This window comes from Rhodococcus sp. UFZ-B548, assembly GCF_903819475.1.
GTDB lineage: Bacteria > Actinomycetota > Actinomycetes > Mycobacteriales > Mycobacteriaceae > Rhodococcus_F > Rhodococcus_F erythropolis.
Window position 1 is genome coordinate 74,967 of the sequence record NZ_CAIJDS010000010.1, and the last position, 12,420, is coordinate 87,386.

General features: G+C 61.6%; 14 protein-coding genes. 7 read left to right on the forward strand and 7 right to left on the reverse strand.

Annotation, left to right across the window (positions count from 1 at the left end):
* The first annotated feature begins 30 nt into the window (after positions 1-30).
* Together H7C86_RS11760 and H7C86_RS11765 are read left to right on the forward strand one after the other, a co-directional pair.
* On the forward strand, positions 31-2,745 hold the full coding sequence (locus tag H7C86_RS11760; protein WP_182261567.1) for a LuxR C-terminal-related transcriptional regulator: 2,715 nt from the start codon (positions 31-33) through the stop codon (positions 2,743-2,745).
* 14 nt (positions 2,746-2,759) lie between these two features.
* Positions 2,760-3,581, forward strand: coding sequence for a hypothetical protein (locus H7C86_RS11765; protein ID WP_020909552.1), 822 nt, complete (start codon positions 2,760-2,762; stop codon positions 3,579-3,581).
* On the opposite strand, the gene H7C86_RS11770 is transcribed toward H7C86_RS11765, so the two are convergent.
* From H7C86_RS11770 to H7C86_RS11780, 3 genes are read right to left on the reverse strand one after another with little or no spacing between them, the layout of a single operon-like run.
* Entirely contained in the window at positions 3,573-5,273 is a 1,701-nt protein-coding gene (locus H7C86_RS11770; RefSeq protein WP_019745850.1) for a SulP family inorganic anion transporter, read from the reverse strand. The genes H7C86_RS11765 and H7C86_RS11770 overlap by 9 nt on opposite strands.
* A complete protein-coding gene (locus tag H7C86_RS11775) occupies positions 5,270-5,983 on the reverse strand; it encodes a GAP family protein (RefSeq protein ID WP_019745851.1) in 714 nt (237 codons plus the stop codon). Before H7C86_RS11775 ends, H7C86_RS11770 begins: the two co-directional genes overlap by 4 nt.
* Positions 5,984-5,998: 15 nt before the next feature.
* The gene (locus H7C86_RS11780) at positions 5,999-6,658 is read right to left on the reverse strand and encodes a GAP family protein (protein WP_019745852.1); all 660 of its coding nucleotides are present in this window, start codon (positions 6,656-6,658) and stop codon (positions 5,999-6,001) included.
* A 257-nt stretch (positions 6,659-6,915) separates the two neighbouring features.
* Between H7C86_RS11780 and H7C86_RS11785 the strand changes: the two genes are divergently transcribed.
* Positions 6,916-7,128: a hypothetical protein gene (locus tag H7C86_RS11785; RefSeq protein ID WP_078377385.1), complete on the forward strand. Its 213-nt coding sequence runs from the start codon at positions 6,916-6,918 to the stop codon at positions 7,126-7,128.
* A gap of 112 nt (positions 7,129-7,240) precedes the next feature.
* On the opposite strand, the gene H7C86_RS11790 is transcribed toward H7C86_RS11785, so the two are convergent.
* A complete protein-coding gene (locus H7C86_RS11790; protein WP_020909554.1) occupies positions 7,241-7,657 on the reverse strand; it encodes a hypothetical protein in 417 nt (138 codons plus the stop codon).
* 145 nt (positions 7,658-7,802) lie between these two features.
* On the opposite strand from H7C86_RS11790, the gene H7C86_RS37220 reads away from it, so the two are divergent.
* Positions 7,803-8,276, forward strand: coding sequence for an SRPBCC family protein (locus tag H7C86_RS37220; protein WP_259349088.1), 474 nt, complete (start codon positions 7,803-7,805; stop codon positions 8,274-8,276).
* Between the two features lie 54 nt (positions 8,277-8,330).
* Here the strand turns inward: H7C86_RS37220 and H7C86_RS11800 are convergent, their stop codons facing one another.
* Both H7C86_RS11800 and H7C86_RS11805 read right to left on the reverse strand, forming a co-directional pair.
* Positions 8,331-9,011 carry a cation transporter gene (locus tag H7C86_RS11800; protein ID WP_021345930.1) on the reverse strand — a complete coding sequence of 227 codons (681 nt, stop codon included), beginning with the start codon at positions 9,009-9,011 and terminating at the stop codon, positions 8,331-8,333.
* A complete protein-coding gene (locus H7C86_RS11805) occupies positions 9,002-9,346 on the reverse strand; it encodes a helix-turn-helix transcriptional regulator (protein ID WP_020909557.1) in 345 nt (114 codons plus the stop codon). Before H7C86_RS11805 ends, H7C86_RS11800 begins: the two co-directional genes overlap by 10 nt.
* A 128-nt stretch (positions 9,347-9,474) precedes the next feature.
* Between H7C86_RS11805 and H7C86_RS11810 the strand changes: the two genes are divergently transcribed.
* Complete coding sequence (locus H7C86_RS11810) at positions 9,475-10,239, forward strand: acyl-[acyl-carrier-protein] thioesterase (protein ID WP_029256565.1); 765 nt, start codon at positions 9,475-9,477, stop codon at positions 10,237-10,239.
* Here the strand turns inward: H7C86_RS11810 and H7C86_RS11815 are convergent.
* On the reverse strand, positions 10,230-10,826 hold the full coding sequence (locus H7C86_RS11815) for a CHAP domain-containing protein (protein WP_021345932.1): 597 nt from the start codon (positions 10,824-10,826) through the stop codon (positions 10,230-10,232). The genes H7C86_RS11810 and H7C86_RS11815 overlap by 10 nt on opposite strands.
* A gap of 131 nt (positions 10,827-10,957) precedes the next feature.
* Here H7C86_RS11815 and H7C86_RS11820 point away from each other — a divergent pair, with 131 nt between their 5' ends.
* Both H7C86_RS11820 and H7C86_RS11825 read left to right on the forward strand, forming a co-directional pair.
* Complete coding sequence (locus tag H7C86_RS11820; RefSeq protein WP_029256566.1) at positions 10,958-11,473, forward strand: toxin-antitoxin system HicB family antitoxin; 516 nt, start codon at positions 10,958-10,960, stop codon at positions 11,471-11,473.
* Between the two features lie 65 nt (positions 11,474-11,538).
* Positions 11,539-12,414 (forward strand): DUF4097 family beta strand repeat-containing protein, encoded by an 876-nt coding sequence (locus H7C86_RS11825; RefSeq protein ID WP_020909560.1) that lies wholly within the window; start codon positions 11,539-11,541, stop codon positions 12,412-12,414.
* Positions 12,415-12,420: the final 6 nt, after the last annotated feature.

The window sequence follows — 12,420 nt, forward strand, 5'->3', positions numbered from 1 at the left end:
GTCCAGTGCAGCCAGTCGAACAGGAGTCGGATGAGCAGCCCATTTCGTGATGCCGCTGCAGTGACGCTCGACGCGTCTCACCGCGTCGGGCACACTCACGCGTCGGACGCGCCTGTCAGCGGGCGCTTTCACCCACCCTCTGCAATCAAGGGACTGGTTCCACGTCCCCGGTTGCACCAGAAACTCACCGCGTCCACCACTACCGAGGGCTCGGGGCCCGGGTCCGTCGGGCTGCTTTCTGCACCGGCCGGAGCGGGAAAGACCCTGCTGCTGGCGAATTGGGCTCGTGAGTATTCGCGGGCGTCCCCTGACGTGGACCTCGCCTGGCTGACGTTGGCCGAGCGCGACAACAACGTGTCGGTGCTGTGCGAATCCCTCGCCGAGGCCATCTCGACGCCTCTCGACCCGGCCGGTCGCGCGCCCACCGGGCAAGGGTTCCCGGCACAGGCGGGATCGAGACGACCCGTCGAACAGTGGCTCGCGCACTTCGCGGAAACCGTCGAAGCTCACGATCGCCGAACGACGCTGATCCTCGACGATGTGCACACACTTCACGATCCGATGTCGATCGGTCTTCTCGACCAGATACTCACGCACACGCCGGACAATCTGTCGATCATCGTCGCTGCTCGATACGAACCTCCGCTCACCTGGCATCGTCTCGCGCTCGATGGCCGACTCACTCGCTTCGCATCCACCGATCTCGCCTTCGACCGCACCGAGATCACTGCGATGTTCGGCGAATACGACATCACCCTCGGCGACGACGAGCTCGCAATCGTCGAGAACTTCACCAAGGGGTGGGGCGCTGTTGTTCGCCTGACCGCAGCGTTCCTGGCAGGCCGGAGCGACATCGGTGATGCATTGAACGAGTTCACCCATACGCCGCGCCCGATCGCCGACTTCCTCGTCGACGAGGTCCTGACATCCTTGCCCGAGCATGTCACGACATTCATGTTGCGGACATCCGTCGTCGATTCGTTCTCTGCTCAACTCGCAGAAACGTTGACCGATTCGAATGCGCGGTCCGAGATCGACGCTCTGATTCAATACAACTTCCCCGTGACGCGGACCGACTCCGCTGACCACACCACGTGGTTCAGCTACCACCCCCTTCTCCTCGAACACCTCCGCGCAGAGTTCCGTCGGGTCGATCACGAGGAGAGAAATCGCGCGCACCTTCGAGCAGCAACCTGGTTCGAGAGTCATCACTTCGAACTCGAGGCGCTCGAACTCGAGGTGTCGATCGGCGACCCGTGCCGCATCCTCGCTTTTCTCGAGCGCTGCGGACTGGGCCTCGTACTCGACGGGCACAGCGGAGACGTCGTCCGAGTGCTCGAATCCGCGCCGACGCAGGTCTCCGAATCTCCGATCACCCGCCTGGTCCTGGCTGCGGCCGCCCTCCATTCCGGTGACATGACCTCTGCGACAACGTGCCTCGACCTTCTCGCGGCAACTCATCCGCCCATTGCAGACGACCCTCTGTTCCTGGCCATGAGTCTGGAAATCTCCTGCGCTTCGCCAACTTCTGACAACAATCCATTGGTTTCGCGCCTGGTGCGGCGTCAGAACAGCACTCACTCGGACGTCGAAGCCTACGCTCACCTCGAGGTAGCGACGGCCCTCCTACTCAAACGTGAGTTCGACAGGGCAACTGTCGAATACACCCAGGCGGTCGCGCTCGGAACACTACGAGGCAGGTCGCGATTCGTACTGAAGGCACTGACCGGGCTAGGATTTGTCGCCTCACTCAGCGGGGACATCGAGGCGATGAGGGCACACTCCACCTACGCCATCGACTACGCGGTCGAACACCGAATCACAACGACGGCGGAGTACGAGTTGTCCGCGTCCGTGGTGGCCTTCGCTGCATATCTCTGCGCCACCAGCGAACTTCCGTACCGCATACCGACTATCGGAAACTACCGGAGCACAGATGTTCTCGGCGCCAGCGTCCCGGCATTCGGGTGGCACACCGTCGTCACGTTCGGGCTCCACAGTCTCGGCGACGCGGCCGATCGACGGTCGACCGCTGCCGACGTCCGCGATGCGATGCTCAGCGCAATCGCACTGCGCACCTTCTCATTGGCGACTCTTGCCCTACTCCCACCGGTCGTGAACGCATGCCTGTCGGTCGGCGAAGTGGAATGGGCCGGCCGACTCGTGCGCGATGCGGCTGATCAGTTCGGCGAGACTTCCGAGATACACCTGGCGCGAGCTGCCGTGGCTTTCTCGTCCAACAAGTTCGCAGAAGCACTCGTCGAGGTTTCCGAAGCCCTCGGATCCACCGAAGAGCCTGTGCTCGCCCACACCGTCTACGCCTGGACACTCGAGGCTGGGATCCACGCTGCCACCGGTCACGAGCGCAAGTCGTTTCGTTCGCTGCACAAAGCCCTGCGAGCCGCAGAAACCGGTGGGCTGTTGCGACCTTTCCTCGACTACGGCGCGTCACTGCGTCCGATCTTCGACGAGTTCAGTGGGCACTTCGGCGATCAGGAGGCTTTTGCCGAACAGGTACGCAACCGCATTCGTCCACAAGAGCTGGTGAGTGCACCGATCCTCACACCGGGCGAATACACCGTGCTGCGCGAACTGGCCTCGGGAGACACCACCGAGTCGATCGCCGACACGCTGTTCCTGTCCGTCAACACCATCAAGACGCATCTACGCGGGATCTATCGGAAGTTGGAAGTAAGTAACCGACGCGACGCACTCAAGGCTGCGCGCCGCGGCGGACTCATCTGAGCAAGACTGCTTCCATGCCCCCGAAGCTGTACTCCGATACGCGCGATCGAATGACCGTCTGGGCGAGACGCACACCAAGCCGACGGTTGGCTACCGACGCGACGATCGACGTCTTCGAAGTCGGACTCGTCGACAGCGCCATGACTTTGGCAGCCCAGGCGTTCACGTCCTTGCTGCCGGTGATGATCGCAGCGTCCACCCTGGAAAAGTTGAAGCCCTTGGCCGATGTCGCCAGAGACGACCTCGGGGTGCAGCTTCCCGACGCCGTGATGACCGACACCTCCACTGCGGCCGCGTTCGGGATTGTCGGCTTGCTCATGCTGTTGATCAGTTCCACGTCCTACGCTCGCGCCCTTGGCCGGATGTACGGACGAATCTGGAGTGTGCCGACAGCGACACTTCGCCAGGCATGGCGGTGGATCGCGGTCGTGTTCGTCGTCGCCGCGTCAGTGGTCGGTGCTGCGCTGTGCCGCGAACTGAATGCCGTTCCGAGGGTGGGCAGTCTCCTGGAATTTGTTGCGGTCTACGCAGTGTGGGCACTGGTCTGGACTGCCGTGCCCATGCTGTTGACCGCCAATCGCATGACCACTCGTATGTGTGTCGGGTCCGGCTTGCTCACCGCGACGGGTCTGACCGGACTGCACGTGGCCGGCACTCTATTTCTGCCGCGGATGACCAAGACGTCTCAGGACGAGTTCGGCCTTCTCGGCGTGATGTTCACCGTGATCGGGTGGCTGTTCATCTTCTCTGCCATCGTGGTGGTCGCGTCGTCGATCGTCGGATCGGTCGCAAAAGATGCGGGGCCACTGGGAATCTGGCTGCGGACGTCACGCTGAAGTGTTGTCCCGGCCCTCGAGTGCCTGCGAGACGGTCGGATAGACGTCGACCTTCAGCGCACCCTCGTCAGCCCCGGACAAGACATCGCGGAACTGACCGATGTCGCGGGCCACCCGGAAGCTCACATTCTTGCGAGCCAACGAATCTCGAAGCTGAGCCAACATCTGGGCCGCGCTGACGTCGATGAACGGTGAAGTCTCGGCGTCGAGAATGACCGTCGTGGTCCCGGTAGTCACCATGCCGGTGATCTGATCACGCACGTGATCGGCATTCGCGAAGAAGAGTCCGGATTCGACCCTGACCACCACGACGCCGTCGAGTGTCCTCAGATCAGGATGGCTGCTGGTGTCGACCCAGCGCGTGCCGTCCTTGGCCAGAGCAGCCACGTGCGGTTTGGAGACTCGATACAGGAGCAGCAGCATCGAGACGACGATTCCGATGATCAGACCGGGCAAGGTATCGAACAGGAGAACTCCGAACATCGCCGCGACAGCGGCGGCGAAATCGGCCCGAGCGGCGTGCCCGTAGATGCTGCCCAATCGCTTCGTCCAGACCCGGTACAGCGCTGCGAGAGAAGAGAAATCCACTAGTTCGATCACTGCGGCGATCACCACCGCCGATAGCGTCGCTTCCGGTAGTTTCTCGAACAACCCAGTCAGGAACAGCAGTGTCAGCAGCGTCAATGCGGCGACCACCAACCCGCTGACCTGTGATTTGGCACCCGCTCCCCCGTTGACAGCCGTCTTCGAGAGGCTGCCGTTGACCACCATTCCCGAGCAGATGCCCGATCCGAGATTGGCGGCCCCCAGTCCTACCAGTTCCCGATTGGCGTCGATCGTGTATCCGGCCTTCGCCGCGTATGTCTTCGCAGCGCCGAGACCTTCGGCGAAACCGATGAGTAGAACACCGACGGCCGGCCCCACGAGGTCGAGGTAGTCCTCGGCTCCTACTCCACTCGGCAGGCCCATAGTCGGCAAGCCCGAATCGATGTGTCCCACGATGTCGATGCCACGGTCATCGAGTCCGAACAGCGCCACTGCGGTAATCCCCAGTAGCACAACCAGAAGCGAACCTGGCACCAGCGGGAGCCATCGCTTGACTCCCAGAACCATTGCCAAGCTGAGCAATCCGATGACCACCGTCGGACCGTCGACCTCGCCAAGTTCCTTGATCACCGTCCACGCCTGGACGAAGAAGTTCCCCTCGCCCTTGTCCACGCCCAGGAGTTTGGGTACTTGACCGATGATGATCGTGAGCGCCAAACCGACTATGAATCCCTTGAGAACCGGCTCGGAGATGAAGGATGCGATGAATCCGAGGCGCATGAATCCTGCGAGCAATCCGACGAGTCCGGTCACTATCGCGAGCCCGACCGACAACGCGACAAATCTGGTGTCGTCTCCCGACGCCAGTGGAGCGATCATCGCCGCGGACAACGCGGCAGTGGCCGACATCGGTCCGACGATCAGATGCCGCGAACTACCAGCTGCTGCATACAGAATCAGTGACGGAACTGCAGCGTAGAGCCCGACCACCGGCGGAACTCCGGCGATGGTGGCGTACGCGAGCGCTTCCGGGACAAGGACAGCCCACACCGTGAGGCCGGCGATGATGTCTGGTCGAAGCCAGCCTCGCTGATAGTCGGACAGTGATCCGAAGACCCACCACGTCCGTGTGTGCGGAGCACTCATAGCCCTTGCACCCCTTTACTGATCTGCATCGCCGCGATCAGGACGAGGAGCCCGACGTTCAGCAAGTGCGTGTTGGTGGCTATCCAGGTGCGGATCTTCTGCAGCGGTTCGGTGGCCTCCTCCTTCTTGATCAGGAGAAGGGCGACAGGCACGGCGACCGAGGTCACGGACACGAGAGAAAAAATCACGGCCGAGACGATCTGCGACGTCGGCGCCACGGTGCTGAGGCGAAAGTTCATGGCAGCGGCAATCGCACAGGACATGTCGATGGGATTGAGAACGAACAGCGCGAACCCGAGCACACCCGATCGCATCGGCTGGAAGTGTTCTACCGACTGGAGCATTTTCGGCAGTTGAGGGGCCGCCGCGACAACGTCTCCCGGAGCCACTGCAGCCGCCATTGCCTGTACTCCGCGCCGACTACGCGTGTAGACGAACCAGGCACCCGCGAGCAACGTCACGCCGAGAACGAGGTGGAGGATGGGCACCCACAGGGGTGGGTGTGTTCTCTGATGAACTTGGAGTGCGGTCAAGATGATGTACGACCCGGCCAGGGCGACAACTATTCCGAGATACCACCCGATCAGATACGCGATGCTGTTGAGACGCGCTCGTTCGGAAAAGAGCACGGCGACAACGGCGACAACCGCCAGCGGGCTCATGATGATACCGAGTGCCAGCGGGATCTGTTGCAGTAGCAGCGATCCCATAACTACCTCCCGTTGTCAGAGACCGCCGATGCCCTTACCGATGAGAACAACACCGATAACCAGGATCAACACACTCATCACAGTGGCGTTGTTGTCCTGCAACCACACCTTCAGCTTGGCCAGCGGACCGCGCAGTCGCTCCGCTGCAACGAGGTAACCGATCACGGGCACGCACACTGTCGAGGCAGCGATGATGGTGAAAACCAGAACCGCGACGACTACTTCGCCGGAGCCCAATGACGCAGAGCCGATCGAGATTCCAGCCGCGATACACATCATCAGATTCTTCGGATTGATCGCTGCCAGCGCGAAGCCCAAGCCGAGGCCCTTGGCAGCGGTCATGTCGTCGATGGCTTGCATCCACTTCGGGGTTTCATGCTCGCCACCGCGCCCACGCCATTGCTTCACTCCGAACGCAAGCAGCAACACACCCAACGCCAGCTTGATCCACGACACCGTCGCAGAGGGATCGCCTTCGGAGTCGCCGAGCTTGCTGGACAGGAGCACGAAGATCACAGTGGCGACAACTATTCCGAGTATCCAGCCCAGGGCGAATCCGACGCTGGTGCTACCGGCTCGCTTGGACAACAACATCAAGATCGCCGCGATGATCGGGATGGGCGATACCGCAACACCGACCGCTAAGGGTAGAAGATCCCCGATGACAGATCCCATGCCGACCTCTTCTCTCTCCCGGTCGACACTAGGGGTGACGTTCCTTCGCAGCCTCACACAAAAGGGATGAACGGAGCCGCGATGACATTCACCCGTTGGGGATGACGCCTCGGGAGCGTGTGGGAGCAAGACTGGATCTCACGGATACGGAGTCCTGGATCGAGCGGCGACGCCGATTGCCCCTGACCACACGTGATTTCGAGGCTCGACGCGGTACTGACCGAACCTCATGGCCCTACGAAATGGAGCGGACACTGATGAATGCTCCCACTCGGTATCAATTCCTCATCGACGGCGAAGTGTCGGACCGCGTCAAAGCGGCGTTTCCCGAACTCAGCGTTGCCAGTGCAGCCGGCGGATTCACCAGTTTGTACGGGCCCGTCGCGGATCACACTGCTATGCGAAGCATCATGGCCCGCCTCGATTCCCTCGGCTTGACCGTAGCCGAACTACGAAGGCTCCCAGACTGATCCGAGCCGACTGATCCGAGCCGGCCCTCCGTCGGATCGTCCCCCGCGCACGAGCGATGGTCCCGACCGAGTCGATTCGGTCGGGACCAACTGCTCTCGAGTTGTTCGGCGCCTAGACTCTGTCTGTGTCCCAGGTCGCGACGGCCCAGATCACAACGACGTCGAGCGCGATGACCAGGATCGACCACAGCGGGTAGTACGGCATCCACAAGAAGTTGGCGATGATCGAGAGCGACGCAATGACTATCGCCGCCGCCCTGGCCCACACTGCACCGGTGAAGAGGCCGAGAGCCACCACGATTCCGATGATGCCCAAGATGATGTGGATCCAGCCCCACGTCGTGATGTCGAACTTGTACGTGTAGTTGATACCCACGACAAACAGATTGTTGTCGGCGACCGCCGCAATGCCCTGAAGCAGAGCGACAATGCCTGCGGTGAGCAGCAGAATTGCTGCTGCAAACGTCGTACCTACCGCGAAACCCTGCCGGACAGGGTGATTCGCGGGTTCCCGCGGTGGAGCAGTCATCAGCGTTCCTTTCGACAGAATGCACTTCCCATACTCAGTCTCGAGGGGCTGGGAAGCGAAAACATCACCCGTCGCGGATGAACCGCAGGTCACCGACCCGTACCCGCTTGTCGGCGTCGCAAACCAACATTGGCAGACTGGCACTGTGCAACACACCGTGGTCGTGATTACCGATATCTACGCTCCACCAGCAGTGATCTTCGATCTCGAACTCGACATGGACGAACACTCCGCCTCGCTCAGCGCAACAGATGAGGTGGCAGTCACCAGTACGGGTAGATCGACGCTGGGAGAGGGCGACGAGGTGTCGTTCACTGCTCGGCATTTCGGGTGGAGATTCTCGATGACAAGCCGAATCACGCAGTACAACCGTCCGTACTCGTTCACAGACGAGCAGGTCCGCGGCCCGTTTGCCGCAATGCAACATGAGCACGTCTTCGACGATCAGCCGGGTGGGTGGACGCGGATGCATGACCGCTTCACGGTTACGGCCCCTTTCGGCGTGCTCGGACACCTGGCACTGAGGTTGGCTGTCGGCCCGTATCTGCGCCGTCTTCTCGAGCAACGCGCCGCGCACATCAAGACCCGCGCAGAAGGTGGCACCCCTTTCATCGAGTGAGCACCCTCTCCGACGCGCTGCAGACGGTGTTCACTCAATTGAACCTGTGCTCACTCAGCAGCAGTCGCACTCGTCACCGCTCTCGGGCACCGCCACAACCGGGCAGCACGGATCACCCTTCCACGCGTTGATGCCTTCCTTCACGGCGATGACGGCGATCACCAGTGCCGCAATCGGGTCCGCCCACGACCAGCCGAGCACCGAGTTGAGCAGCAAACCGACCAGCAAGACCGCAGAAAGGTAGGTGCAGAGCAGCGTCTGCTTCGAATCCGCGACCGCCGAAAGCGAACCCAACTCCCGACCTGCTCGGCGTTGCGCATAGGACAGAGCCGGCATGATCGCCAAACTCACTGCAGCCAATACTATTCCGACGCTCGTGTGCTGCGCTTCACCCAGACCGAACAGCGACCGAATCGCGTCGAACGAGACGTACGCAGCGAGCCCGAAGAACGAGAATGCGATCACTCGCAGTGCCGTCTTCTCACGGCTCGTCGGATCCGGAGCCGAGAACTGCCAGGCAACCGCTGCCGCCGAGGACACTTCGATCACCGAATCGAGGCCGAAACCGAACAGTGCTGCGGACGACACCCGTGTGCCCTCCGCCAGCGCGATGATCGCTTCGACGACGTTGTAGCTGATGGTGATCGCCACGAAGATGCGAATTCGTCTCGACAAGAGCGCACGCCGGGCAGTCGAGAGGCCGCCACCGTCAACGGGCGCAACCATCAGCAGCATCCTTCTGATTCACTGTCCGGGCAGTACGACGGATCCACCGCGAGTACGACCCCGAGCAGGTCGTCGAGGGCCTGACCGATATGTGCGTCGGCGAGTTCGTATCTGGTCCGGCGCCCTTCCGGGACGGCCACTACCAAGCCACAACCGCGCAGACAAGCCAGATGATTGGACAGCTTCTGCCTGGTCACAGCCAGTGTTTCAGCGAGGTCGGACGGATACCGAGGGGCGGTTTTCAGTTCGAGCAGTATCCGTGTCCGAGTCTCGTCGGACAAGGCATGCCCGAACCTCGCAAGCACCGCCACGTTGGTCACCACATCTACGCCCTCGACATCCATACGTACGACAGTACATCGAAATCTGTATTCAGAAAACACTGAACTTAGATGGTTCAAGATCCCTCCATCGGGTAACGCAAGCGTGAAGCCACCCGACCGGATAAGCGAACACCGGGAGTCCACATCCGATGAACCGTACAAAAGTCGACGATCACGTAGCGATGGCCGAACTACCGACAACCGGCAGCATCTTCCAGGTCTCCTGGCCGGTGCGTACGGGCGACATCCACACCGACAAGCAACTGCGCCTCGACGCGATCGCGCGCTACCTCCAAGACGCGGGCTTCGACAATCTCGTCGACCGCGGCGCCATGGATACACACCCGCTGTGGATGGTGCGAAGGACGGTGATCGACGTACTCGAACCCGTCGTCTGGCCGGATCGAGTTCATCTGCAGCGCTGGTGTTCCGGACTCTCCAGCAAGTGGTGTTCGATGCGGGTTCGGATCAGGTCCGACAGCGGTGGATTGATCGAGACCGAGGCATTCTGGATCAACATCGACCCGAAAACCGGAATGCCGGCAACCATCAGTGAAAAGTTCACCGCTGCCCTGGCATCGACGGCCGTGGACGAGCATCTTCACTGGCGTCGGTGGATCGACCCCGACACCGACGATTACGCGGATTCTCCATTCCCGTTGCGCTCGAGCGATTTCGACCCTTTCGATCACGTGAACAACGCGATCTATTGGCAACCCGTGGAAGATGCACTGCCTGAAAAATTACGAAGCGAACCCTTTCGCGCGATCCTCGAGTACACCCAGCCCGTCAAGAGAGGTGAGCAGGTGAGCGTGCGAACCGGCACGAACACGCTGCACATCGACGCCGGCGGCGAGGCACGTGCATCCGCTCGATGGTTTGCCCTGACCTCGAACCACAGCGATCAGGGGTGAAGTTTTCCGAACCCCACGACGGCGGAGTCGGATTGCCAGTGAAGATCATGGACCCGCACCTTGCCGAACTCGTTGCCGCCGACCGTGATCGCCGAGTCACCGTCCACTGCCACAACGATGTTGGTGTGCTGACCTACCCATCTCGAACTGTCGTAGATCACCACATCACCCACGCTCGGGGTGTACCCGCTACCGTTCTCGGCGTACGCGCCGATTCCCTGGTAATACTCCTGCAAGGTGTACACCCCCGGGATACGCCAGCTTCCGGAGTTCGGGTTCGACAGCGGTCTACCCGCTTCCCTCATGATCCAGCTGACAAAATCGGCGCACCATTCTTCGTCGATACCGTCGGAATAGAAAGTGCCCGGACGGTCCCGCTCGTGCTCGGATTGCAGCAGTTCGAGCACTCGAGCCTGGTCCGCAGTCACCGAACTGGCGTCGACCGTCGGGAACTCGGCAGTGTCCCAGGGCAGATACCGCGAAGGCGCGACCGCGACGACAACCGCCCCGACCACGATCACGACGCCGAGCACCCCGGCAATCCAGAGCAAGATACGGCGGCGACGGTTGGGTTCGGCAGGACTCACCCTTACGAGTGTGCCAGCCTGCCGAGAATCGAAGCGCCAACCACCCCGATGACCTGGCACTTCTCATCAAACTCACACGAATGTGCCACCAAACTATTGCTATGGCATCAAAGTGGTGCCATAGTGATGCCATGGACTTGACACCGTACGTAGACAACCTTCGCCACGAACTCGCGGTGGCGGCCGAAGCAGGCGGAGAAGACGCAAAGGCCCTCGCCGATCGTTTGACCGCACCGCTGGAATCAGCAGTGCGACTCACCCTTCTCGACGCATTGTCTGCGGCAGCCGCCGAGATCACGCGTGACCTCGCCCCGGGCTCGGTGGACCTGCGCCTACGGGGACGCGAACCCGAATTCGTGGTGGCACCAGCCATCAGCGAACCGGCTCCGGCCCCCGCCGAAGAGGAACCGACTCCGGCTCCGCGCCCCGTCACGGAGTCCGACGACGCCTCGATGACTCGAATCAACTTGAGGCTGGGGCAAGACCTCAAAGACCGGATCGAGGCGGCGGCCAAGGAAGCCGGGATCTCCGTGAACGCGTGGCTGGTTCGCTCGGCTGCAACTGCGCTGGAAGGCGGCATGAGCAGAAGCACTCCGAGACAGCGCACGTCCCAAGGCTCCGAGAGCTTCAGCGGCTGGGTGCACTGACACCGGCTTCACCTTTCGCACGACCCTCTATCACCAACCGAGACAACCTCATCGGGAGTATCACCATGCCTACATTCAGCACACCTGACCCCATCACCTTGAACTTCGACGTGGCAGTCGGACACATCCGGATCGCTGCGAGCAGCCGCAACGACACTGTCGTGGAAGTGTTGCCCAGCAACTCGTCTCGCGAGGTAGACGTTCGAGTCGCCGAACAAACGCGCGTCGAATTCGCAGGTGGCCGGCTACAGATCAAGACTCCGAAACAGCGCGGTCTCGGCATTTTCGGGAAGACAGGATCTGTCGACATCGCCGTTCAGCTTCCCTCCGGCTCGGAACTCGAAGGCACTGCAGCAGTTGCCAGCCTGCGCGCCGAAGGCACTCTCGGACGCTCACGCGTGAAGGTCTCGGCCGGAGATTGCACACTGGACACGACCGGACCGCTCAACGTCAGCACCGGCGCCGGAGCGATCATCGTCGAGCATGTGGCCGGTGACATCGACACGAGCACCGGGTCCGGAAGCATCCGCATCGGCCGCGTCGACGGCAACGCGGAGGTCAAGAATTCCAACGGCGACATCAACATCGGCACGATCACCGGCGCGCTGAAGGCGAAGACCGCCAACGGAAGCGTCGCCGTCGAACACGCCGAATCCGACGCGAGTGCCGCAACCGCCAACGGCGACATCCGTTTCGAGACCATCGAGAGTGGAGTCGTATCCGCCAAGACGGCCGCCGGGCGAATCCATATCGGCGTTCGATCCGGAACCGCCGCACGATTCGACGCTCATACGTCCTTCGGCCGCGTCGACAACCAGATGAATGCCACGCACGGTCCGGCTTCCACCGAACGCCGGGTAGACGTCCGGGCACAAACCAGCTACGGCGACATCGTCATTCGACGTTCGGAGCCCCGAGAAGAATCCAACAAGAAGATCTAGCGAAAG